This window comes from Pseudoalteromonas translucida KMM 520, from assembly GCF_001465295.1.
Taxonomy (GTDB): Bacteria; Pseudomonadota; Gammaproteobacteria; order Enterobacterales; family Alteromonadaceae; genus Pseudoalteromonas; species Pseudoalteromonas translucida.
On the sequence record NZ_CP011035.1, the window covers coordinates 571,902 to 597,079 of the forward strand.

General features: G+C 40.5%; 20 protein-coding genes. 7 read left to right on the forward strand and 13 right to left on the reverse strand.

Going from position 1 to position 25,178, the window contains the following annotated elements; all coding sequences use genetic code 11:
• Positions 1–36: 36 nt before the first annotated feature.
• Entirely contained in the window at positions 37–1,368 is a 1,332-nt protein-coding gene (locus PTRA_RS18010; protein ID WP_058372694.1) for an IS4 family transposase, read from the reverse strand.
• Between the two features lie 33 nt (positions 1,369–1,401).
• Here PTRA_RS18010 and PTRA_RS18015 point away from each other — a divergent pair, with 33 nt between their 5' ends.
• The 3 genes from PTRA_RS18015 to PTRA_RS18025 all read left to right on the forward strand — a co-directional run bounded on the left by PTRA_RS18015 (position 1,402) and on the right by PTRA_RS18025 (position 4,760).
• Complete coding sequence (locus tag PTRA_RS18015) at positions 1,402–2,139, forward strand: 3-ketoacyl-ACP reductase FabG2 (RefSeq protein WP_058375014.1); 738 nt, start codon at positions 1,402–1,404, stop codon at positions 2,137–2,139.
• Positions 2,139–3,368 (forward strand): beta-ketoacyl-ACP synthase, encoded by a 1,230-nt coding sequence (locus PTRA_RS18020; RefSeq protein WP_058375015.1) that lies wholly within the window; start codon positions 2,139–2,141, stop codon positions 3,366–3,368. The genes PTRA_RS18015 and PTRA_RS18020 overlap by 1 nt, the downstream gene beginning before the upstream one ends.
• Before the next feature lie 90 nt (positions 3,369–3,458).
• Positions 3,459–4,760, forward strand: coding sequence for a DEAD/DEAH box helicase (locus PTRA_RS18025; RefSeq protein WP_011330036.1), 1,302 nt, complete (start codon positions 3,459–3,461; stop codon positions 4,758–4,760).
• Between the two features lie 91 nt (positions 4,761–4,851).
• Here PTRA_RS18025 and PTRA_RS18030 read toward each other — a convergent pair whose 3' ends face one another.
• A complete protein-coding gene (locus PTRA_RS18030) occupies positions 4,852–6,462 on the reverse strand; it encodes an NAD(P)/FAD-dependent oxidoreductase (RefSeq protein ID WP_058375016.1) in 1,611 nt (536 codons plus the stop codon).
• Positions 6,463–6,656: 194 nt separating this feature from the next.
• On the opposite strand from PTRA_RS18030, the gene fdxA reads away from it, so the two are divergent.
• From fdxA to PTRA_RS18045, 3 genes are all read left to right on the forward strand, one after another.
• Positions 6,657–6,980 (forward strand): ferredoxin FdxA, encoded by a 324-nt coding sequence (fdxA, locus tag PTRA_RS18035; protein ID WP_058375017.1) that lies wholly within the window; start codon positions 6,657–6,659, stop codon positions 6,978–6,980.
• Positions 6,981–7,126: 146 nt separating this feature from the next.
• Positions 7,127–9,373, forward strand: coding sequence for a carbohydrate binding family 9 domain-containing protein (locus PTRA_RS18040; protein WP_058375166.1), 2,247 nt, complete (start codon positions 7,127–7,129; stop codon positions 9,371–9,373).
• A 139-nt stretch (positions 9,374–9,512) separates the two neighbouring features.
• Complete coding sequence (locus PTRA_RS18045) at positions 9,513–11,423, forward strand: putative bifunctional diguanylate cyclase/phosphodiesterase (RefSeq protein WP_058375167.1); 1,911 nt, start codon at positions 9,513–9,515, stop codon at positions 11,421–11,423.
• 288 nt (positions 11,424–11,711) lie between these two features.
• Here PTRA_RS18045 and PTRA_RS18050 read toward each other — a convergent pair whose 3' ends face one another.
• The 7 genes from PTRA_RS18050 to PTRA_RS18075 all read right to left on the reverse strand — a co-directional run bounded on the left by PTRA_RS18050 (position 11,712) and on the right by PTRA_RS18075 (position 18,515).
• Entirely contained in the window at positions 11,712–12,413 is a 702-nt protein-coding gene (locus tag PTRA_RS18050) for a TorF family putative porin (RefSeq protein WP_058375018.1), read from the reverse strand.
• Positions 12,414–12,423: 10 nt separating this feature from the next.
• Complete coding sequence (locus PTRA_RS18055; RefSeq protein ID WP_058375019.1) at positions 12,424–13,641, reverse strand: BCCT family transporter; 1,218 nt, start codon at positions 13,639–13,641, stop codon at positions 12,424–12,426.
• Between the two features lie 156 nt (positions 13,642–13,797).
• Positions 13,798–15,465, reverse strand: coding sequence for a choline dehydrogenase (betA, locus tag PTRA_RS18060; protein WP_058375020.1), 1,668 nt, complete (start codon positions 15,463–15,465; stop codon positions 13,798–13,800).
• A gap of 12 nt (positions 15,466–15,477) precedes the next feature.
• Positions 15,478–16,941, reverse strand: a complete 1,464-nt coding sequence (betB, locus tag PTRA_RS18065; protein WP_058375168.1) for a betaine-aldehyde dehydrogenase — start codon at positions 16,939–16,941, stop codon at positions 15,478–15,480.
• A gap of 1 nt (position 16,942) precedes the next feature.
• Positions 16,943–17,518: a transcriptional regulator BetI gene (gene betI, locus PTRA_RS18070; protein WP_058375021.1), complete on the reverse strand. Its 576-nt coding sequence runs from the start codon at positions 17,516–17,518 to the stop codon at positions 16,943–16,945.
• 438 nt (positions 17,519–17,956) lie between these two features.
• Positions 17,957–18,205 (reverse strand): hypothetical protein, encoded by a 249-nt coding sequence (locus PTRA_RS19310; RefSeq protein ID WP_083497565.1) that lies wholly within the window; start codon positions 18,203–18,205, stop codon positions 17,957–17,959.
• Positions 18,206–18,257: 52 nt separating this feature from the next.
• Positions 18,258–18,515 carry a DUF3081 domain-containing protein gene (locus PTRA_RS18075; RefSeq protein WP_011330048.1) on the reverse strand — a complete coding sequence of 86 codons (258 nt, stop codon included), beginning with the start codon at positions 18,513–18,515 and terminating at the stop codon, positions 18,258–18,260.
• Between the two features lie 146 nt (positions 18,516–18,661).
• Between PTRA_RS18075 and PTRA_RS18080 the strand changes: the two genes are divergently transcribed.
• Positions 18,662–19,942 (forward strand): flavohemoglobin expression-modulating QEGLA motif protein, encoded by a 1,281-nt coding sequence (locus PTRA_RS18080; RefSeq protein ID WP_058375022.1) that lies wholly within the window; start codon positions 18,662–18,664, stop codon positions 19,940–19,942.
• 443 nt (positions 19,943–20,385) lie between these two features.
• On the opposite strand, the gene PTRA_RS18085 is transcribed toward PTRA_RS18080, so the two are convergent.
• Genes PTRA_RS18085 through PTRA_RS18100 form a run of 4 tightly spaced genes read right to left on the reverse strand, consistent with a single transcriptional unit; the run spans position 20,386 to position 25,000 of the window.
• On the reverse strand, positions 20,386–21,189 hold the full coding sequence (locus tag PTRA_RS18085) for a DUF1338 domain-containing protein (protein ID WP_058375023.1): 804 nt from the start codon (positions 21,187–21,189) through the stop codon (positions 20,386–20,388).
• Between the two features lie 48 nt (positions 21,190–21,237).
• Positions 21,238–22,704 (reverse strand): succinylglutamate-semialdehyde dehydrogenase, encoded by a 1,467-nt coding sequence (astD, locus tag PTRA_RS18090; protein WP_058375024.1) that lies wholly within the window; start codon positions 22,702–22,704, stop codon positions 21,238–21,240.
• Positions 22,705–22,710: 6 nt separating this feature from the next.
• Entirely contained in the window at positions 22,711–23,745 is a 1,035-nt protein-coding gene (gene astA / locus PTRA_RS18095; RefSeq protein WP_011330052.1) for an arginine N-succinyltransferase, read from the reverse strand.
• A gap of 49 nt (positions 23,746–23,794) precedes the next feature.
• A complete protein-coding gene (locus PTRA_RS18100; RefSeq protein WP_058375025.1) occupies positions 23,795–25,000 on the reverse strand; it encodes an aspartate aminotransferase family protein in 1,206 nt (401 codons plus the stop codon).
• Positions 25,001–25,178: the final 178 nt, after the last annotated feature.

Consider the following 25,178-nt stretch of genomic DNA (forward strand, 5'->3'; position numbering starts at 1 on the left):
CAGGTTCAAGCCGTGGCATAGGCTAACACCACTCGTTTAAGAACGAGTGGTGTTTTTTCGTTTATACCTAACCGGATATTTTTGTGTCTTTGCGAGCACCGCTCGCGGATAAGCTTTTCGCTTTCTTTTCTCCGGTAATATTAGCCGTTTCCCGTTTTCACGTAGTTCTTTCAGCTTTTTAGGGATTGTCCCGGGGCTTCGACCTGAGCACCATAAAAACTCGTCTTGTATCAGGTATAATGCGTTTATGAAACTGATGCGTAATGGCTCCACTTTATGGGCTTTAGCCATCTCTGCCATTTCAAGCCTCACGATATTGTATGACGTCAGAATACCCCATAGTTCTTGATAAATACCTTCCTGTTTCAGGCTCCGTAGCGCTGGTTTACTAGATAATTGATATTGCTTGAGCTCACCATATCCTCGCTCTATTTCCCACCTTTGCCAATAAACACCGAGTAGCGCTTTTAGCGGGTATTTTTCTGGACAGACGCATGAGGTGATGAACCCTTTTATTTCACCTTTAGGTGTTGGAATTTGAATAAGTCTTGCTTGCCATGTATCACCTAGGTAAGGGGCTGATTTTTTAGCTTGTGGCGAAATAGGCATTGTTATTAAGTGGTCATACTCACTAAATGATCCCGTTATTTCATAGCGCATTTTGCTTTTAATGGGCGTAAGCCAATGATGATTTTCGCTAACACCTTGCCAGCTCGTGAATAGTTCAGCCGAAAAGAAACCTCTATCAAATAGGGTCAATGAATGTTCAGGTGCTGAGCCAACAAGCTGTTGAGCATAATGAATTTCACTTTGAGTGATAGGGCCAAACGCTGCATCGGATATTAAATGCGTTCTTGTCGACATCAAGGTCACAGCAAGTACTGAGGGAAAGTTAGTTGTCGATTGAGCATATCCAAAGTGACGGTTACTCGGGGTATCTTGGGTTTTAAATTGTGTACCGTCAACGCTTAGTAGCTTTAAACCACAGACGTCATCAAACGTTTGCGACTGCTCCCACTGCGTTGCTGTATGTTTAAAAAGGTGCTTCATAGGCGCAGCGCCTAGCTTTTCTTTCCCTTTTATAATACTGCTGGTCGCCAATGGTGGAAGCTCTCCTTTAGCGTCAGGAAAAGCGAGCTCTAGTTTGTCACAGACTTCAGATATTGAGCGGTTTCTTAATAAACCAATTCCTAACACAAGCCAAGCGGCTTGCTCGGCGGGGAAGCGTCGTTTGCGTACTGATGCTCTTCCTGTTTGGGTAACAGCTTCTTCAATCCACTCAAGGGGAATGTGCTTAGTGAACGAATCAATATCACGAACTTGGCAAAACTCAGTAGTAAGGTGTAATTCTTTAATAAATTCAGACATAAAAATAGGCCACAACTTTTGTTGTAGCCTATTATGAAGCCTCTGAAAGATCGTTCAATTAGCTTAAACGATCTGCATTATGGCATAGGCAGGGCTATTGCGCTTAAATTAGCATCGCAAGGGTACGACATTACAGTGCATTGTAAAAGTGGTGTGGCAGATGCACAAGCAACTTGCGCAGCAATACAGGCATTAGGCCAAGCTACTAGCTTATTACAATTTGATGTATGCGACAGAGCCGCCGCCAAAGCACAAATAGAGCAAGATATAGCCCAGCATGGCGCTTATTACGGCGTGGTATGTAACGCGGGTATAACCAATGATATGGCGTTTCCGGCAATGCAAGGCGAGGACTGGGATTGCGTTATTCGTACCGGACTTGATGGCTTTTATAATGTAGTGCACCCCACGGTAATGCCTATGGTGCAAAACCGTAAAGGCGGGCGTATTGTAACTATGGCTTCTGTATCGGGTATTGCCGGTAACCGTGGGCAAGTAAATTACAGTGCGGCAAAAGCCGGTATTATTGGCGCTACTAAAGCATTGTCGTTAGAGCTGGCTAAGCGAAAAATAACCGTAAACTGCGTTGCACCTGGGTTAATAGAAACCGCAATGACAGACGAGTTACCGGTAGACGAAATGCTAAAAATGATCCCGCTTAAGCGTATGGGCACAGTAGATGAAGTTGCGGGTACTGTGGCATTTTTAATCTCAGATGATGCGGCCTACATTACTCGCCAAGTCATTTCAGTTAACGGCGGTATGGTGTAATGAAGCGCGTTGTAGTGACAGGCATGTCGGTTATCACCGCACTTGGCGATGAATGGTCGGTATTTAAACAAGCACTGATCAAAGGCGAAAATGCAGTGACCACTATGCCACAGTGGGACAAAGCGCCAGAGCTTAATACGCGTTTAGCGGCGCCGGTTACTCACTTTGAGCGACCGAGCCATTATAAGCGCAAACAAATACGCTCAATGGGGCGGGTGGCGCTTATGTCTACACGCGCTACAGAGTGTGCATTAGAGCAAGCTCAACTGCTCAATCATACTAGCTTAACCGATGGTTCTACAGGGGTTTCTTATGGCTCATCTATAGGGTCAACTCCGCCGTTACTCGCGTTTGCTAATATGATGGAGTCGGGTTCTATGTCTGGGGTAACAGCCACTAGCTATATTCAAATGATGGCGCATACCGCTCCGGTTAATGTTGGGGTGTTTTTTGGTTTAAAAGGGCGAGTGATCACCACAAGCTCAGCCTGTACCTCGGGCTCACAAGGTATTGGTTATGCCTATGAGGCAATAAAATTTGGTCGTCAAAAGGTGATGGTTGCTGGTGGTGCAGAGGAGTTATGCATTACCGAAGCCGCAGTATTTGATACCTTATATGCTACCAGCACAAAAAACGACACACCCAAGTTAACCCCAAGGCCATTTGATAAAAGCCGTGATGGATTAGTGATTGGCGAAGGTGCTGGCACACTGATTTTAGAAGAGTACGAACACGCAAAAGCGCGCGGTGCCACTATACTGGCAGAAGTGGTGGGTTTTGGTTGTAATAGTGATGGTGAGCATGTTACTCAGCCTACCTCTAAAACAATGCAAATAGCGATTGAACAGGCCCTACAAGATGCTAATTTAACTGCCCAGCAAATTGGTTATGTAAGTGCGCACGGCACTTCAACCGATCGAGGCGATATAGCAGAGTCGCATGCCACTTTTAACGCTTTAGGGGCAAAACCCATTAGCTCTTTAAAAAGTTATTTAGGCCACACTTTGGGCGCATGCGGTGCTATTGAAGCGTGGGCGACGATTAATATGATGAATGATAACTGGTTTGCCCCCACAATAAACCTCACCGAGGTAGATAACGACTGCGCTCAACTTGACTATATAACCGAGCAAGGGCGAGAAATTAACACCGATTATGTAATGAGTAATAACTTTGCTTTTGGCGGTATTAATACCTCTTTAATATTTAAACGCTATAAAACAGATTAAACCATGCAAAAGTAAAGTAATGACTAACTGTTAGCACTTTTTTACTGTATAATTTGCGACCCTTGATAATGTGGCCGCAGGTTATACACCATGAATTTTAAATCTTTTAGTTTTGCTCCTGAACTTGTTCAGGCGTTAGACGAACTTAACTATCACACCCTTACGCCCATTCAGCGCGCAGCAATTCCTGCTGTTCGTAAAGGTAAAGACGTTTTAGCAAGTGCACAAACGGGTACGGGTAAAACCGCCGCGTTTGCGCTACCAATTATTCAAAAATTATTTGAGTCTGAAGTAAGCACTACTAATGCTCCGCATGCTTTAGTTTTAGCGCCTACGCGCGAACTTGCAGAGCAAATAGCAAATAACTTTAAAGACTTTGCAAAACATACTTCGTTAAAAGTAGTCAGCTTATTTGGTGGTGTTAACACCGCAGGCCAAGCTAATGCACTTAAAGAAGGTGTTGATATTGTAGTAGCAACGCCAGGGCGTTTACTTGATCATATTCGCTTAGGTAACTTAAGCCTTGCCAGCGTAAAGCATTTAGTACTTGATGAAGCCGATCGTATGCTCGATATGGGCTTTATTGAAGAGATGCAAGGCGTTATAAAAAGCTGCGCTGACGATCGTCAAATTTTATTATTTTCAGCCACTTTCCCAGCAGCAATTAAACAGTTTGCATCTAAAGTATTAAAACAGCCGGAAATAGTACGTGTTGATCAAACAAACAGTACTGCAAGCACTGTAGCGCATGTGGTTTACCCAGTTGAAGAGCGCCGTAAGCAAGAGCTGCTTTCTGAGCTAATTGGTAAGAAAAACTGGCAGCAAGTGTTAGTATTTGTAAACATGAAAGAAACAGCCGATGAGCTAGTAACAGAGCTTAACCTTGATGGTATTCCGGCTGCGGTTTGTCATGGCGATAAGTCACAAGGTAATCGTCGTCGTGCGCTACGTGAATTTAAAGAAGGCAAAGTACGTGTATTAGTGGCAACAGAAGTTGCGGCGCGTGGTATTGATATTGATGGTTTACCGCGTGTAATTAATATTGACTTACCTTGGCTTGCAGAGGACTACGTACACCGTATTGGTCGTACTGGCCGCGCAGGTAAAGAAGGCCAAGCAATTTCGTTTGTAAGCCGTGAAGAAGAAAACATGTTGTTTGAAATTGAAACCTTAATTGGTCAAAAAATTAAACGTGTTTACTTAGAAGGCTATGCAGTAAGTAACCGTGAAGTGTTAATTGATAAAATTGGCAAAAAGCCTGCACACTTACGTCGAACTCGTGCTAATAAGCCATCTGGTCAAGCAACTGGCGAAGCAAGAGCAGTAAATCGCTCACGTATTTCTAAAATACGTAAAAGCTTAAAAGGCGAAAAACTGTCGCTTAAAAAGTAATTAATAATGCGCTAACCTAATATGGTTATTTGCAGTTACAAAAAAACCTGAGCTTGCTCAGGTTTTTTTGTGGCTTAATTTAATAAAACGCTTATTTTGCGTTTTCTAGCATTGAAAGCGCCACCGCTTCAGCGGCTTTAATACCATCAATACCTGCCGATAAAATACCACCGGCATAGCCTGCGCCTTCGCCAGAAGGGTAAAGCCCTTTAGTATTAATACTTTGAAGTGTTTTATCGCGCTTAATACTTACCGGCGAAGAGGTACGTGTTTCTACACCTGTTAGTAAGCCATCATTAGTTGAAAAACCACGAATTTGCTTATTAAATGCCGGAATTGCTTCACGCAGAGCATCAATTGCATATTTAGGTAATACATTGGCTAAATCGGTTAATTTAATACCCGGCGTGTAAGATGATTGCACATCGCCTAAAGCTGATGACGATTTACCCTTTAAAAAGTCGCCAATAAGTTGTGCTGGCGCATCGTAATTACTGCCGCCAAGTTCGTATGCTTGTTTTTCAAGTTTACGTTGTAACTCAATACCCGCTAATGGGTGACCTGGGAAGTCTTGCTCTGGCGAAATACCCACAACAATAGCGCTGTTTGCATTGCGTTCACTACGTGAATATTGGCTCATACCATTGGTAACAACTAGGCCTTCTTCAGAGGTAGCTGCAACCACAGTCCCCCCTGGGCACATACAAAAACTATATACAGTACGGCCATTATCACAGTGGTGAACTAGTTTGTAATCAGCAGAGCCTAAAATGGGGTTACCTGCATTGTCGCCAAAGCGGCACTCATCGATCATAGATTGCTTATGCTCGATTCTAAAGCCCACCGAAAATGGTTTAGCTTCCATGTAAATACCTTTTTTATATAGCATATCAAAGGTATCACGGGCACTGTGGCCCACAGCAAGCACTACATGGCGGGTATTTAGCTGCTCGCCATTTGACAGGGTTAAGCCCGTTACTTGGCCGTCTTCTAAATGAATATCGTCTACGCGAGTGCTAAAGCGAATTTCGCCGCCTAGCTCTACAATATGCGCGCGCATTTTTTCAATCATAGTTACCAGTTTAAAGGTTCCTATGTGCGGCTTACTTACGTATAAAATTTCTTCTGGCGCGCCAGCGGCAACAAACTCGGTAATAACTTTACGGCCATAATGTTTTGGATCTTTTACTTGGCTGTATAATTTACCGTCGGAGAATGTACCTGCGCCGCCTTCACCAAATTGTACATTTGACTCGGTATTTAGGGCACGCTTACGCCAAAAGCCAAAGGTATCTTTAGTGCGCTCGCGTACTTCTTTACCACGCTCTAATATTATTGGCTTAAAGCCCATTTGTGCCAACACTAAACCCGCAAATAAACCACAAGGGCCAAAGCCTATTACGACAGGGCGCTCTTTTAAATCGTTATTTGCCTGGGCAACAAACTTATAAGCGGTGTCGGGTGCTACTTTTACATGCTGATCTTTGGCAAAGGTAGTGAGCAACTGCTCTTCGTTATCAACGCTTATATCTAAGGTATAAATAAGTAAAATAGCTGTTTTTTTACGGGCATCGTAACCACGTTTAAACACATTAAAACTATGTAACTGTTCTGGCGTTATTTTTAGCTTACTGACAATAGCATCTTTAATTGCATTTTCGTCATGATCTAGCGGTAGTTTTATTTCGGTTAAACGTATCATTTTGTCTCTTTTAGGTGTCTTAGCGGGCTTTTAATTACCGCTCACAATAAGGGGAGTAGCGCAAATTGCACCACAAAACATAAGGCGCTTATTTTACGTTAAATTACGCTATTATGGCACTTATATATTGTATTTTAGCCTTGGTTGGGTATGATCCGCCGTTGTCGTTATAAAACCTTAGGCATTGAACCATTATGGCATTTGTAGTCACCGAAAATTGTATTAAATGTAAGTACACAGATTGCGTATCAGTGTGCCCAGCAGATGCATTTTTTGAAGGCCCTAACTTTTTAGCTATAAGCCCAATTGATTGCATTGACTGTGGTTTATGCGTACCTGAATGTTCAGCTGATGCTATTTATCAAGAAGATGAATTACCAGAGTCACAACAAGAGTTTACCGAGCTAAATGCCGAACTTGCGCTTATATGGCCACGCATTACCCAGGCAAAACCAGCCCCAGATGATGCTGATGAGTGGAATGGTATTGCTGATAAACTCAAGCTTATTGAAACCTAATCGCTGCGCTTAAATACTTCTTTATTATTAATTAGTTAATGTTATGCAAAAAAATCTTTGCAAGGTGTTAACAAACCCACTGGTATAAACTACAATCCACGCCAGAAATTACTCTTATTGAGTAATTTAAGTCTAAATGGATGTTTATGCAGTACTTAATAATAATAAAAAAACAATCAGTGCTCTTTATTTTAAGCTTTTGCTTTCTTTTACTCACCACTCCCAGCGCGCTTGCCAATAAACAACACTATTCACTCACGCGTATTAATAAAAATATAACAGTAGATGGGGTAATGAATGAGGCGCATTGGCAAGATGCCACGCGTATTGCATTACAATACCAAGATGAGCCAGATGAAAAAGGTGCGCCGCCGGTAAAAACCGATGCTTATATATACGAAGACGGCAGTAACTTATATGTAGCGTTTGTTGCACACGATCCCGACCCAACACACATTCGCGCTGCACTGCGAGATCGCGATACCCTGTGGCAAGATGATACCGTAGCACTGGTAATTGATACCTTTAATGATGAGCGCTCTGGTTATGAATTTTATGTGAACCCGCTAGGGGCTCAGGGCGATATTCGTATGACCGACACCGATGGCTGGCAACAAGACCTTTCTTGGAATGCCATTTGGGATAGCGCAGGTAAGATTACTGAGCAAGGCTATGTGGTAGAAATGCGCATTCCTTTTAAAGCTCTGCGTTTTGCACAAAATAAGGAGCAATTAACTTGGGGTTTTGCCCTAATGCGCAATTATCAACGAGATGTGCTTTATCAGTTATCGAACGTTGGGTTTGATCGCGATATTAAGTGCAGCCTTTGCCAGTTTGATAAACTTACCGGCTTTGAAAAAATAGCGGCCAGTAAAAACCTGCAATTAACGCCTACTTTAACTGCGCTGCGTAACGATACCAAATCACAGTTACCGGGTGATTGGGAAAATGGCAATGTAAACGCCGAAGTGGGTATTGATTTACGCTGGGGCTTAAGCCAAGACGCCGTTATAAACGCCACTATAAATCCTGACTTTTCGCAAGTAGAAACCGACTCCCTGACGCTGGATATTAATACCACTTACTCAATTTACTATGAAGAAAAGCGGCCGTTTTTTTTAGACGGTGCGTCATATTTTAAAAGTAGTTTATTTGAGCTTTTATATACTCGTACCATTGCAGAGCCTAACCTAGGCGCCAAATTAACCGGTAAAACAGCTAATCACAGTTATGCGGTTATGTTTGCCGATGATGACAATAGCAATATTTTACTGCCAACTAATCAGGGCTCTGGATTTGCAAGCTTAAACGAAAATACCAAAGCGGCAGTAGCGCGTTACCAGTACGATATTGGCCAGCAAGGCACAATAGGGGTTTCAAGTACGCATCGTGAAGGGGATGACTACCGCAATACGGTTTTATCACTTGATGGTAGTTACTGGTTTAACCAATCAGACACGTTAAGTTATCAAGTTGCGAGCAGTGATACCCGCAACTCAACATTTTTAGTTGAAAATTATAACCTGTCGCAAACGCAATCCGATCAAGCGTATGCAATTAAGCTTACCCGCGATAAACGCGATTATAAATTATTTGCGGAGTACGAAAACATTGGCGCAGATTATCGTACCGATTTAGGTTATCAAGCTAAGGTCGATTACGAAAAAGTTGTATTAGGGGGCGGGCAAACCTGGTATCGAGGTGAAAATGATTTAGTTACCTCTTGGTCATACGTAGCTGATTGGGATAAAACCTGGGCGCAAAATGGCGATTTACTCGAACAAGAGTATGAAGGTTATTTAAGCTTTAAAGGCCAAAAGCAGTCTATTTTCGAAATAGGGCTGATACATAGGTATGAAAATTATAATACTAATTTTTACAATCAAAACATTGGTTATATTTACAGCGGATTTAAGCCAACAAAAGATCTCAGATTGTCTTTGTATGTTGAATACGGGAGTCGCATTGATTACAGTAATGAGCAGCTAGGTGACGCTTTTGATACCCAAACTCAAGCTGTGTGGGATATAAACAACCATTGGCAAGTTGATGTAAAACATAGCTACAGCCAATTAGACAATCCACAAGGGGAGCGTGTGTTTACAGCTAACCTGATTGATTTTAGGCTTTACTATAAATTTAATATGCGCTCAATGCTAAAGCTTATTTGGCAATTTGAAGATATTGATCGCAACGAAAATGCTTATTTTTATCAAGTGAGCCAAATTAATAAAGATTACGGCAGCCAACTTGTTTATTCGTACAAAATTAATGCGCAAACATTATTTTACTTAGGGTATTCAGATAAAGGTTCCCAAGATGATTCACTTAAAAGCATAGAGCGTGATCAGCGCACCTTGTTTACTAAAGTAAGTTACGCATGGCAGCTTTAAAATACACTTAATTAGATAATAATGAGTACCTTGCAATCCTTAAGGATTGTACAATAACTTAATTAGTAGTAAAAACAGCGTATATGATGTTTTATTTGCTTATGCTTTAATATGTTAACAACCTTAGATGGACCTTTTAGTGAATAAATTAAAATCTATAAATGTAATTATAATAATGGCTATTTCTTTATGTTTTAGTATTAATATAGGTATAAGTAATCAGATAGATAAAATTAATTTATTTCATTCTAATATCGATGTTCGTCACTTTGAAATAAATACCACTCCATTGACATTGGCCCCTTGGTATAACCCAGTATTAAATGGCTATTATATTGTTAAGCAAAACAATATAACTTTTATAGTATTAAAAACCAGCGAAACAGAATTTATAGCGGTTAAAGCTAACGATTTAATTTTAATTACGCTTACATCCCCACGAAACCTATTTATATTTTTTGTAATCTTTCTTAGTGGCTTTGTGTACTTAAAAAAAGAGCGTAAAAAACATTACTACACCAGTAAAATTACTCATCTTAATCAACAAGCTGATACGTTACTCAAAGCATTTAACTTACAAACAAAGTCAGCAGCTAGCGCTAATAGTATTACAAGGCTGAGTGAGTCTATAAACACCCTTAACAGCCATGTTGAGCACTATGTAAAGCAAACTCAAACCAGTATTTACCAAGATAAACTCACCCTATTAATAGATCGTCATGCCTATATTAAACATATAGATAGACAAATTAGCCAAGTAAGTGTCGAAAATTTAAAATGTGCTTTATTGTTTATTGATTTGGATGGTTTTAAAAAAGTAAATGACTCTTTTGGGCATAGTTTTGGTGACGAAATATTAGTTCAAGTGGCAACCCGTTTAGCCAACGTATTACGCCATAATAAGTTAAATAACATAAATCTAGCTAACCAGTTAGAGCAAAATTTATCTCGACTAGGGGGCGATGAGTTCTCTATTTTTATAGAATCAGTTGAGTCAGAAGCGCAAGTTTTAGATGTTGCAAGGCATGTATTAAACGAGTTAGAAAAAGACTTTGTGTTAGGTAATAAAATTATAAAAATAAGTGCCAGCATAGGTATTGCAAAATACCCAGAGAGTGCCTCAACGCCTCAAGCTTTACTGCAACTTGCAGATGTAGCTATGTATAGAGCAAAGCACGATGGTAAAGGTATTTTTAAAGTGTACTCTCCCGAAATGGGTAATAAAATGCGCCGCTATCATTATTTGTTAGAAGAGCTGCGTTTAGCGGTTGCCCGCAAAGACTTTTATTTAAACTTTCAACCTATCGTACATGTTGAAGATTGCATGATAGATTATTTTGAAGCACTAACACGTTGGAACCATTCAATTGAGGGGATGATTTCGCCCGTTGAATTTATTCCTATAGCAGAGGAGTCTAATTTGATTTTAGAATTAGGCGATTGGATTATGCTAGAGGCATGTAGACAAATGGCTGCATGGCATAATGCTGGTTTGCGCAAAGTCAGAATATCGGTAAACGTGTCGGGCGTGCAGCTAAAACATAGATCTATATATGACTGGGTTATGGCAACCCTTACCAAAACCGGGCTGTCACCTAATTCACTGATGCTAGAAATTACAGAATCAACACTTATAAAAGCAGATGCTTTTATAATTAAAGAGCTTGAAAAATTACGTAAAGAGGGCATTACTATTGCCATTGATGATTTTGGTACTGGTTTTAGCTCTTTAAGTACCTTGGCTGATTTACCTATAGATGTGATTAAAATTGATCGCTCTTTTATTACTCAAGCAAATAAAAGTAAAAAGTATCTAGATATATTAAATACTATTTGCGAACTCGGACAAAAGCTTGGACTTAAAATAGTGGCCGAAGGTGTAGAAGAGCCCGCACAGTTTGAATTAGTAAAGCGTATTGGTGTGAACTCTGTACAAGGCTATTTAGTAAGTAGGCCAGAGTCATCTGTTAATGTAGGTAATAAACTACTCAACAAAAATGTGAGCAATATGTCAGGCTCAGGAACCAGCGCCTGGGAAATAAGTAGTTAGTTCACCTGAACTCCGGATAATAAACCTATCTCAAGCAGCTATTTTCAGCGCTAACTACGTTGAATTTACTGCAATAGGCCAGCTATTGACGCGTAAATACGCCTTGTTTTCACTGAAAATCTCTGGCTAGAGAAAATAAAGTTAAATATAACTATAACTATGATTCAATACGTTAGTAAGTCTCTTAACCAGAGTTCAAGTTAATTGCATATTTTACAGCCGCACATAAAAATGCCACTTAACTTAAGTGGCATTTTTTGCTAAGTAATAGCATTCATTTAATTAAGTTTATAAATTAAACGTACGTGAAACGGCCAGTACTAGGCGCTCATCTGCGTAGTCGTAATCTAAGCTGGTGTTCTCAGCGGCAACTTCAATATTAAAGCCTTCGTAGCTAGTTTGGTATGCTAAGCGGTAATGGTTGTAAGATTTTTTTTCATTGCTATCCCATGCGTATTTTTTACCGTCTAATGAGTTCGAAATATCAAAACTTGCACGTAGCGCATGGTTAGGTGCTAACTCATATGTATGTGCTATTTGCGATATAACATGACTTGCACCACTGCCAAAGTAATCCCAGCTGTACCAAAAGTTAAGCTCTGTTTGGCCATAATCACTCGCATAGCCAAATTTAGTATAGGCTTCGCCATAATTACCATCACTATTATTGCCTTGGTAAGTGTAATAAGCAATACCGTAATCAGCACTAAAGCGTTCATTAAGCTGAATGTATCTACCTACATAAGCATCAAGTTCGAAATCAGTGTCATCACCAAAATCTACATTAGAGGCCCAAACACCTGCATATACACCGTTATCAAAAGCGTAATCAAGGCTTGCTTGAATTGCAGGGTCGTTATCTGTTTGCGTTACACCATTGAAAGTATAGTCAGAAGCGGCAGTAATGGTTGTTGACCAATTAGCCGCTGCAGTTGTAGATAAAAGTGTAAAAGGTAAAGCGATAAAAAGTTGTTTTAGTTTATTATTCATAATGTTGTTCCTAGCTCATATTTTCAATTTTGGTGTAATCAATTTTGTTTGCTTTTGGTGAGCCTATAATGTCGTTCACCGTTTTTAATTTGTTGTAGCCAATATAAGCAATACAAATAAAGAACAAGGCAATAACTAATGCGCCAACCCATTGAATTTGTAAAAACTCTAACTTAAATAGTAATGTTAACAACGACAAAGCAACGATATTCATAGTTAAGTATTTAAATTTACCTAAGCGTTTAACCGTCAAGTTTAAGTTATCTGTGTATAACCGGATAAGCGAATCAAGAGAGTTAATTACAAAAATAATACCAACAAATACCATGGCAAAGTTTTTAATACCTTCAGTAGGAATACCAGCTTCGTGGTAGTGATAAAGCACACTAAACCAGATAGCAATTGGAATTGATGGGAAAATCAACATCGCAGCCAATACTTGATATGTTCTTAATCCACCCACAAAGCGTGCAGTAAATTGACCTATCATAATGCTCCATGCAAACCACCAAAATAAATAAAACTCATGATAGTCATTCAGCGGTAAAACAAACTCATTAATATTGGCAAAATAAGTACCAATAGCGCCTAAGTTATTCGAAAAGGCAGACAATTCACTGTCACCAAATACAAATGCACCCGCCCACATAAAGGCAATGAGCGCTAAAAACATCCAAGTAGTAGAAATACTTAAAATACGTACATACTTAATGTCGGTACTCGAGTAGGCAGCAAACGATATTGCAGCCAACACAATTAAATAAAACACCGGAATAACACTCGAACCATCGCCTAAATCGGGTAAGTACCAAGGTAAATTAGTCAGTAGTAGGTAAGCAGTAAATGCACAGGTGCCAATGATGACAACGTTATTAATAAACTTAACCCAAGGAATGTCGAAAAATTTAACTTTAGGTTCTATTACACAGAAATAAAAGCACGTAAGAAAGTAAAATCCCCAGATTAAAAACCCCCAATAGCCAAACTCAATAGCTAGCGGATTGGCAAATGCGTACTCTGGGCTTGCTTTTATGTCTGCATAACCGGCAAATTCGGTTAACGGAAACATAATAAGGCCAACATCTAGGCCTGAGGTAAATAATATGGCTATAAAGGTAAATGTTCTAACAGGCGTTACGCCAACAACACGTACATTGCCCCATTTAAATAAAATAGCGATTACAGCTAATAAGGTGAAAATAATCCCAGCACTAAGCCAAATAGTCATTATCGCCCTCCCAAAATAAATAAAAGTAATTCATAAATACTCCGTTTATTGTTTTTTCTCGCGTTAACACAACATAACCAATTTATATCGTGAGCCACGGCGAGTCTCACAAAGGCTTAACGACCTAAGTAGTTAAACCTTTGCTAATGGCTTAATTTATATCTTGCTATTACGTTGTGTTGTTTGCCAGTCAGCGCTCATTGCTACTGGTGCATTGAGCTTCGCTAATGGCTTATTACCTAAAATAATATCAGCGGCTTTTTCGGCCACCATAATGGTAGGGCCGTTTAAGTTACCGTTTGGTATGGTTGGAAATATAGACGAGTCAACTACACGTAAACCTGCGATCCCATGTACTTGGGTGTCTGAATTAACGACTGCCAGCTCATCTTCACCCATTTTGCAAGAGCAAGAAGGGTGATAAGCGCTTTCAACCGTTTGACGGACAAAGGCATCTATTTCTTCATCGGTTTGAATATGCTTACCTGGCTGAATTTCTTCATCGCGATAATCATCAAAGGCACTTTGCTCAATAATTTCACGGGTTAGGCGTACACAGGCTCTAAAGCCTTCAATGTCATCTTGGTGTTGTAGGTAATTAAACACAATTTTAGGTGGTTGCTCAGGATCAGCCGATGCAACAGTAACGCTGCCGCGGCTTTTAGGCTTGTTATGGCCAACATGCACCTGAAAACCATGGCCGTCAAAGGCACTACGTCCGTCGTAGCGCATTGCGGCAGGTAAAAAATGGTATTGCAAGTCTGGCCATTCAACTCCAGGCTTAGAGCGAATAAAAGCACAGGATTCAAAGTGATTTGTCGCGCCCAGACCCTTGCGGGTTAATAACCAACGCGCACCAATTAAACCTTTTGAAATTAACCCTAATTTACCGTTTAGGGTAATAGGTTGTTTGCACTTATATTGAAAGTAAAACTCAAGATGATCTTGTAAGTTTTGGCCTACACCGGGTAAATGATGTTTTACCTCAATGCCCGCTTTTTTAAGTACTTCGCTATCGCCAATACCCGACAGCTGTAAAATATGTGGCGAGCCAATAGAGCCGGCGCTTAATATCACTTCTTTTGCAGCAACAGCGGTTTTAACTTCGCCATTTACTTTGTATTCAATACCAGTGGCTTTTTTGCCCTCTAAAATAATGCGCTGGGCAAGTGCACCGGTAACAATAGTTAAATTACTACGCGATTTAACTGGATCTAAGTATTCACGTGCGGCTGAACTGCGTACACCGTCTTTTACCGTCATGTGCATCGGCCCAAAGCCTTCTTGCTGCGAGGCATTGTAGTCGTTAGTGTGTGCGTAACCCGCTTCAATACCCGCTTTAATAAAGGTGCAGTACAAAGGGTTTTTCATTTCGTTACCGTTATTAACGCCCAGCGGGCCTTTACCGCCGCGGTACTGATTTTCACCTAAGTAAAAGCTTTCTGCTTTTTGAAAATACGGTAAACACGACTGGTAATCCCAGCCGTTTGCGCCATTGTGTTGCCATTCGTCAAAGTCTTTTGCATGGCCGCGTACATACACCATGCCATTAATAGATGACGAACCACCGAGTACTTTACCACGCGGACAATGCATTTCGCGGTTGTCTAAATGTGGCTCAGGTTGGGTATGAAACTGCCACGCATATTTATCGCTATTCATTGGAATAGAAAGTGCGGTAGGCATTTTTATAAAAATGCTTTTATCACTGCCACCCGTTTCTAGTAGTAATACACGGGTGTTTTTATCAGCCGATAAGCGATTTGCTAACACACAACCTGCAGAGCCTGCGCCCACTATAATATAGTCATACGAATTACTCATAATCAGTATCCTTTAAAATGGGCTTTCTATGTTGGCCATACCAACATAAACAGATTTAGTTTGCGTGTAAGTATCGAGGGTTTCTATGCCGTTTTCGCGGCCAATGCCCGATTGCTTGTAGCCACCCACTGGCATTTCTGCTGGCGAGTTACCATACGCGTTAATCCAACAAATACCCGCTTGTAGTTGATGAATAACACGGTGTGCACGCTTAATATCGCTAGTAAATACACCTGCAGCTAAGCCAAGGTGAGTACCGTTTGCACGTTTAATCACATCGTCTTCGTCATCAAATACCAGCACGCTCATTACTGGGCCAAATATTTCTTCTTTAACTATGCACATGTCATCGTTGCAATCAATAAACACAGTAGGGGCAACAAAGTAGCCGTTAGGTGCAGATGCAGGTGAAAGTGTTGTACCACCGGTTAGTAGCGTTGCGCCCTCTGCAATACCTTTATTAACGTAGCTCATTACTAAGTCTTGATGCTTTTTAGAAATTAGCGCGCCAAAGTTAGTATTTAAATCTTGCGGATCGCCGGCAATAATATTTTGTTCAGTACGGGTTTTAAGCTCATCAATAAATTGTTGATATACATTTTTATGAACATAAATACGGGTACAATTAGTACATACTTCGCCTTGAGTATAAAAGTTGCCTAACATTGCAGCACTTACTGCTTGTTCAATATTGGCATCATCAAATACAATTAATGGCGACTTACCACCAAGCTCCATGGTGACATCTTTTAAAGATCCCGCAGCGCTCGCAACTACTTTTTTACCTGTACCCACTTCACCAGTAAATGATACTTTATCTATATCAGTATGCTGTGTTAGCCACTGGCCTACATCGCCGGCGCCTTGTACTACATTAAATACACCTGCGGGTACGCCAGCTTCTACAAAAATTTCAGCTAGCTTAATTGCGCCAAGTGGCGTTTCTTCCGATGGTTTAAAAATAAACGCATTACCAGCAGCAAGGGCAGGGCCCGACTTCCAACAGGCAATTTGTAGCGGGTAGTTCCATGCACCTATACCAGCGCAAATACCTAAAGGCTCTCTACGGGTATAGTAAAAGTCGCTGCCAACCATTTGTTGTTGACCAACTTGTGCCGGTGCTAAACCAGCAAAGAACTCAATAACATCAGCGCCTGTTTCAATATCTACACAGTTTGCTTCTTGCATTGGTTTACCGGTATCAAGTACTTCTACCAGCGCTAACTCATCGTTGCGCTCGCGTAAAATTGCTACGGCCTTGAGTAAAATGCGACTGCGCTCAATTGGCGACATAGCCGACCACTGAGCAAAACCTTGCTTTGCACTTGCAATGGCAGCGTTTTGAATAAACTCGTCAGCAATTTCTACTGCATAAATAACTTCACCCGTAGCTGGGTTGGTTACATCAAATGTTTTGCCGCTTTGATTTGCAAGGAAATGGCCGTTAATAAAATTTTGATAGACAGGTGTTGTCACGCTAGGCTCCATATTGCTTGATGAGTGAATGCACATAACTTTTTGCTAGCTTTTCACTGTGATTAAACTGATGTTCGTTTGATTTACTAAGTACTGCTCGCAACCATAGGCCGTCGATCATGGCGGCGCTAAGTTCGGCAGCTTGTTTTGCTTGCTCAGTGGGCATTAATTGCTTAAATGAAAATGCTAAATTACTTTGCAAGCGTTTGCTGTTTACATTTTGTAGCCGGTGTAATTCGGCATCATGCATTGATTGTGCCCAAAAGCTCAACCAAGTTCGTGTGGTGTCTGAACGCTGTTGCACAAGTGCAAAGTTGGCTTCAATAATAAACATTAAGCGCTGCGTCGCGTTGGTATTTGCTTCAAGTTTGCAAACAAGCTCCTGTTTTAAACTCGTAAGTAAATACCTGACCGTTGCTTCAATTAATCCCTGCTTACCACCAAAGTAATGACTAATAATGCCAGAGGATAATCCCGCATTTCTACTGATACTGTTAATAGTGGTTGCCTGTAAACCGCGCTGTGCAACCGACTCAATTGTTGCGTCAATTAGCTGCTGACGTCTTATAGGTTCCATTCCAACTTTAGGCATATTTATTATTAATTGACCGTTCAATAAACATAAGTTTAAGATAATAGCTCTAACAATTCAAGGCGCAGGTAAATGATCGGATGCCAAAATGTAGATGAATCATTAACAAATAAGGTAGTCTAGTATACGTAAATAACAAACATTGAAATTGTTTTATATTCATTAAAAACAAGTATTTATGTATTATATTATCGCGAGGTAAGTGAGGGTTATTTTTGCTAAGAAATAAAATGTAAATAATTTCAAATAATATGCTTAGTACGGTAATCATTAGAGCACTAACGGTATGTGTTGCTGTTTATATAGCCAAAATTGCAATGGATATAATTATAACAACAGGCTGGTTTTATAAAGTTAATGTAAATATAGCAAAGCAAAAAGGGCTAATATATATACAAAGCAGAGGTATTGTTACAGCTTAATTTAAGGCGCTAATATACCTTTGAACAAAAGAGGATAACGCCTAAGACGATTTCCAATGTAGTCATCGGCCATAATTTGTGCGCAAATTTCATCCATGTTATTACATGCTGCAAACACCCAGTCAAATCGCTCAATAGCGAGAAGAAAGCCTTTTTTTAAATGGGTTTGGGTACGGTAGTAAGCTAGGTTGTGGCGAATAATTTCGAGCTTGTGCGGATTAGCTTCAAGCTCAATAATTACTTGCGTAATAAAGGAAGTATTGAGCTTGCTAGTGGCGCGTTTTTAAGCCTGGGTGGCAGCATTAGGTTTCATTGGCAATATTGTGTAATTTTTTTAAAAAGTCATCTTTGTGTTTTTCATGTTCGTAATCAAGATGATACGTATTATGAAAACCAAAGCGCAGTTCTACCCCGCTGCCTTGTAAATAAATGGTATAACCGTCTGCGTCTGAATACGCGGTAACGCCTTGATAATGCTTACCATCATCCTGCATTTCGCCGCGTTGTATTATGCGTTCATACACAGCTAAAATTTGCTTGTTGTCGATTTCATTTTTCATTAATTAATCCTTAACTTTGCAAGTGTATACGTATTAGATATGTGGCCCGATCATCTTAAAAACAATGGTTAAAAAATGATGATATTACTTTGTAATTTGGTTATTTTAAATTATGCTCAGAATTCATTATTTGTTGAGCTTACACCATGATAGACAAGGCGTTACTACTTAAAACTCGTGAATTATCAGATCAATTAGTTGCCCTGCAAACACCTATAAGAATACTGGATGCGATTAATTGGGATAAACAAATTAAAGAAGAATTTTTTAGACAGAAATGTCAAAAAAATCCACTTATCGATCGTGCTTATTATCAGCAGCGCGATTTAGGATTTGTGCCCAGCGAACTACGCCAAGCATTTTCTACTTTGCAGCGTAACATTATTAACCAGTTAGGACAGCTAAATCCAATAGCTCAATATATGGGAAAAATGTGCAGCGAGTATAAAACAGTATTAAGCATGCTGGAATATCGAGGAACGCCTGAGTTTCATGACTTATCAGTAGAGCTATTCGGGCATCCTAAAGATTTGTTTCATGCTGGTGAGCCTTCACTTACTGAGCTGGCAAACATGTTAGAGCGGCCGCTTAAAAACTTATTAATTGCAGATATACTGCCAGACGATCCTAAAAATATAGCAGCCAGCGATGCCGTGCGTATTTTATCGGAGCAAGTTAATGCCAGTATGGTGGGGATCAACGTAGAGGTAATGCTAAGCGATGGCATAGTGAGTGATGCAGCCGCCGGGGCTAATAACATTAAACTTAATAAAGATGTGAAGTTTTCGCAGCGTGAACTCGATATTTTAGAAGTACACGAAGGCTGGATACACGTAGGCACGACGCAAAATGGCCTAGCGCAACCTTACTTAACCTGTTTAAGTAAAGGCACGCCTAGCTCTACAGTGACCCAAGAGGGCCTTGCGGTATTAACCGAAATTATCACCTTAAAATCAACACCACGGCGCTTATCTAAATTAGTTAATCGTATTCAAGCGGTAACCAAGGTAATTGATGGTGCTGAATTTGTTGATATTTACCGCGACTATGTAGCGCAAGGATTATCGCAAGATGAAAGCTATACCCTAGCTCAGCGTGTATTTAGAGGCAGCACACCCACAGGTTTACCGTTTACTAAAGACATTGCCTACATTAAAGGCTTTGTTTTGGTGTACAACTTAATCCGGGTTGCCATACAACTGGGCCGAATCGATCAACTGCCTTTATTACTGGTGGGAAAAATATCGATTGATGACTTTAGGCTGATTACGCAACTGCATAGTTTAGGAGTAATCGAATCGCCTAAGTTTGTACCGCCACATTTTAAAGACTTACGCGGTTTAGCAACTTGGCTCAGTTTTGGGCGCTTTATTGGTGACTTGTCGTTTGAACAATTAGAAAACGATTATAAGCCGCTGTTTTTATAATAACCACAGGGAGCTTGTCTCCCTTAAAGCAAAAAAAACGCAGTTGGAATGAGCAACTGCGTTTAAGTATATAGTTACAAGCCAACGTAACTATAGTTGAGGAAATTTTGTTAGCAATTAGCCAATTAAAACTTGGCATGTAGTTGCTGATTTGCCTTGCTACAAACTAGGTTTGTAATCTACTCGGATTGACTATAATCAAGAAGCGGCGAAATAATAAAACGTGTTTTTAATTTGTGCAATAGTTAATTTAAAATAACTTGTAATTAATTTAAGTTAATATAAAACAGTAGTTTGGGTTATTAATTTAAATAATCTTATCGATAAGTAAAATTAATCGAAAGCGCCATTACGTTAGTAAATCTCTTCACCAGAGTTCATATTAAATAGGCATAAAAAAAGCCCTTTACGGGCTTTTTAAAAAGTAACTTAATACAGGCTATTTAGCGCGCATTGGTACTTTCAAAAATTTTATCGGCAGAGGCTGCTACAAATCCGGTGTAAAGCTCACCATCTGCTTTAGGGTAGCGAATAGCAAACTCATAAAAACAGCTAGGAATGCTCATTTCACCATCGCTAAAGCTCACTGAGTACTCATCAGCAAGTGTTGACGATTGCTCAAGTAATACCTCTGGCGAACCTTTTACTTCGCCGCCTGAGCTGTTAAGTGTAAAGCCTGCATCTTTTAGCGCTTGGTTAACATCTTCAATGTTATCAAACTTATCAAGGGTATTAATATTTACCGTAAAGTGATTAGCTCGGTAACCCCATGCCGACATCCACGCTGCGTATTCGCTCTCGGCAAGAAGTTGCTTATAAGTGTCTGTGCTTACTTGCCAGTGCGTGCCTGAGTATAAAAAGTTATCGGCAGTCACTGCGTTTTCGTCAATTTGGCTTACCATATCATTTACAATTGCTTGTAACTCAGGAGAGCATTTATCGACCAACAACTCAGAAATAAATACTTTTGGCTGCGTTAAATCGCTATGCTCGTAGTGCTTTGCGTATAGCTTTTTAGCTTCAAAGTGATACTCACCACATTCTTTATAACCCAAAGCTAAAAAGTGTGCTGCCAGCTTTTCTAAGCCCACTTTTTCAATGTTAAAGGTACGCAGAGCAATATGATCGTTAATAATGTCATCTTTTTGCGTTGAACCTAATAGATCATGAATTTTGTCTGCCGATGGCGTTACGTTTAAGTAGTTTTGCCATAGGTTATCAAATAATGTATTTACATCAGTATGCATTTTAAATCCTTAAATTTTGTTATATACCTAACGTTAGTTAAGTTGTATTTATTCAATTATTAAGCCCGGCGCGAGGGTTTGCGGTAAGGTTACTTTGTCTGATTCAACAGAAGCTACCGGGTAGGCGCAATAATCGGCAGCGTAATAGGCGCTTGCTCTGTGATTACCACTTGCGCCAATGCCACCAAATGGTGCAGCGCTAGACGCACCGGTAATGGGGCGATTCCAGTTAACAATGCCAGCACGAATACGCTTTAAAAAATGGCTATAATCGTGTTCGCTATCGGCGAGTAGGCCGGCAGATAAACCAAAGCTGGTGTTATTTGCTTCATTAATGGCGCTGTCAAAATCGCTGTAACGGTATACTTTTATTAAAGGCCCAAAATGCTCTTCATCTGGCATATCGCTAACATTAGTTACATCAATAATACCTGGGCTGACAAAACCAGTGCCTGGTTTTAATTGCTTAAGTTCAACTAAAATCTCGGCGCCTTTTGCGACAAGTTCATTTTGCGCAGCGACCATACCTAATGCTGCTTTTTCGCTGATCATAGCACCCATAAATGGCTGCTCTGTTGCAAAGCTGTCATCAACTACAATATTGTTAGTGGCGCTAATAAGCTTAGCTAAAATGGTATCGCCATTACTCGAATTTTCAATAAATACACGGCGTGCACACGTACAACGTTGGCCTGAGGTAATAAAGCCTGATTGAATAATGTCGTGTACTGCAGCACTAATATCGTTTACGTCTTTAATTATAAGCGGGTTATTGCCGCCCATTTCAAGCGCTAAAATTTTACCCGGGTGGCCAGCAAACTGTTTATGTAATAAATGACCCGTATTAGAACTACCGGTAAAAAATAAGCCATCTATGTCTTGGTGAGCGGCCAATGCCTTACCCGTTTCAATTTCGCCTTGTACTAGGTTAATTACACCAGCAGGTAAACCTGCCTTTAACCACAGCGATAAAGTAAATTGTGCTACATGAGGAGTAAGCTCTGAGGGTTTAAATACCACAGTGTTACCCGCTAAAATAGCTGGCACAATATGCCCGTTAGGCAAGTGCCCAGGGAAGTTATAAGGGCCAAAAATAGCCACTACACCGTGCGGTTTATGCCTAATAAATGCTTTTGCACCAGGCATTGGGTTTTCTGTGGTGCCGGTACGCTCATTATATGCTTTTACCGAAATAGCGACTTTACCTGTCATCGCGCCTACTTCAGTACGGGTTTCCCATAAAGGCTTCCCGGTTTCTTGGGCAATAATAACGGCAAACTCTTCGCTGTGTTCTTTTAGTTGTGCAGCAAAGCTCTCTAGTATAGTAATACGCTGCTCAAGCGGGGTATCGGCCCATTGTAACTGCGCGGCTCTTGCTGCTTTTATTGCGCTATTTACTTGCTCAGCACTGGCGCCATTACCTTGCCAAACTGTTTCGCCATTGCTTGGATTAATTGAGGCAAACGCGGGGCCTTGGCCTGCTTGCCATTGGTTATTTATAAGTTGTGTATTCATATATATTTACAGACGAAAGAATCGTGCTGCATCTCCTTGGCTTAACTTAAGTGCATCAGCCACTGCTTGGCTAATGATTAACGTATGCTTTGCATGATTATAATGCGCGTGTTTAGTAAATGTAGCTCTAAAGTCACTCACACCATGATTACAAATAGCGAGCGTGTCGGAACTGTTTTGTGTTATGTGCTCAAGTTCACCTATGGTAATAGGGCACACTTGAGACTCGCGAATACTGCGAATATTACCTAGCTTAGCTTCTACAGTGGGGCCGGCATCAAATAAGTCAACATAGCCGCGATGCTCAAAACCTTCTTTTTCGAGGAGTTTAAGCGCGGGTTTGGTTTTTTCATGAACATGACCGATCACAGCTTGGGCTTTTTTACTCAGTAAATTTACGTAAATAGGGTACTTAGGCATGAGCTCGCTAATAAACACCTTGTCGCCTAAACCGACTAAATGATCAGCTTGTGGAAACTCAATACTAAAAAAGTGCTCTTGTAGCCATTGCCAAAATGGTGAGTGGCCATGCTCGTCGCTTACACCGCGCATCTCGGCAATGACGGTATCGGCAAAGCGTTCGCTGTGCTGCGCCATAAACAAAAAGCGCGAGCGCGATAAAAAGCGCCCAGTTAAGCCTGTACGGCTGTCTTCACGTAAAAACAAAGTGCATATTTCAGAGCAACCCGTGTAGTCGTTACACATGCTCAAAATATCAACTGTATTGTATACATTTAGTGTAGGCGAGTGATGCACTGTTTTACCTAAATGATAATGATATAGCGGCACAGTTAAGCCTACAGCGGCTTCTATGGCGGTTGTGCCAATCACTTTACCTGTTTCACTGTCTTCTAAAACAAATAAATAGCTCTCGTCCAATGGTTTATTAATATTTTTAGCAAAGCTTTTTTCGGCGCGGTCAATTTTTTCTTTTAGCTGGGTGTCATCCACGGGCAAAGAGGTAAACCCATGCCCAGACTCTATTGCTATTTGCTTAAGCGCATCAAAGTCGTTGGCTGTAATAGGACGTAATACTTGCATTAATTACTTGCTCCAATAGCACGCCCAAAGGCGTGCTGGTTTACTATTATTAACCGTTAACTACATCGCTTACGGCTTTATCAAAGCGCTCTAGGCCTTCTTTAATATCTTCTAGCGGAATAACTAAAGATGGAGTAAAGCGAATAACATCCGCACCGGCTACTAAGTTCATCAAACCATTGTTAGCACTGGCGATTAAAAAGTCGCGCGCACGCCCAGCAAACTTGTCGTTTAGTGCTGCACCAATTAATAAACCTTTACCGCGAATTTCACTAAATACATTATATTTTTCGTTAATTGCATTTAAGCCATCACGAAACAGCTGTTCGCGCTCTTTTACGCCGCTAAGTACTTTAGGGGTATTTACTGTATCAAAAGCTGCTTCGGCTACGGCGCAGGCCAATGGATTTCCACCGTATGTAGAGCCATGTGTGCCCACTTTTAAATGTGCTGCTATTGCTGTGGTGGTGATCATGGCACCAATAGGAAAACCGCCGCCTAACGCTTTTGCTGTAGTTAAAATATCAGGTACTACGTTTAAGCCTTGATACGCGTATAAATCGCCAGTACGGCCTACACCCGTTTGCACTTCATCAAAAATAAGCAGCGCGTTGTGCTTAGTACATAGCTCGCGTACTTTGTGTGCAAAATCGTCTGTAGGTGAAATAATACCGCCTTCACCTTGTAGTGGCTCCATCATTACCGCACAGGTTTTATCGCTAATAAGCGCTTCAAATGCGTTAATGTCATTAAAATCGCAATGCACAATATCGGCAGGCTTAGGGCCAAAACCATCTGAATAAGCTGCTTGACCACCAACCGTTACGGTAAAAAAGGTACGACCGTGGAAGCCTTTATTAAAAGCAATAATTTGCGTTTTTTCAGCGCCGTGTACGTCAAGGGCAAAGCGACGCGCTAATTTTAGCGCTGCTTCATTAGCTTCGGCACCTGAGTTGGCAAAGTAGATTTTTTCAGCAAATGTAGCATCAACCATTTTTTTAGCTAAACGCAAAGCAGGCTCATTGGTCATTACGTTTGATAAGTGCCAAATTTTTTCACCTTGCTCTTTTAATGCACTAACTAAAGCCGGATGACAATGGCCTAAACAGTTAACCGCAATACCGCCGGCAAAATCAATAAACTCGTTATTATCTTGATCCCATACACGCGAACCTACGCCGCGTACCGGAATAACTGCTGAAGGATTGTAGTTTGGTACCATTACATCGTTAAATAAGTCTCTAGTTACTTGCATTTTTACACCTAAATTATGTGGCTACTTAAAAAGTGTTGCTAAAACAAAGAAGAACTTAGCCTGTATTCTTCAGTAAACACTGTGTTTTTTGTTATACGTGTCATTATCGAAGGTTGCGAATGAAATTTGCAGTGCTATTTTGTGAAAAATGATTAGAATAAAAGTCAAATTAACGAAG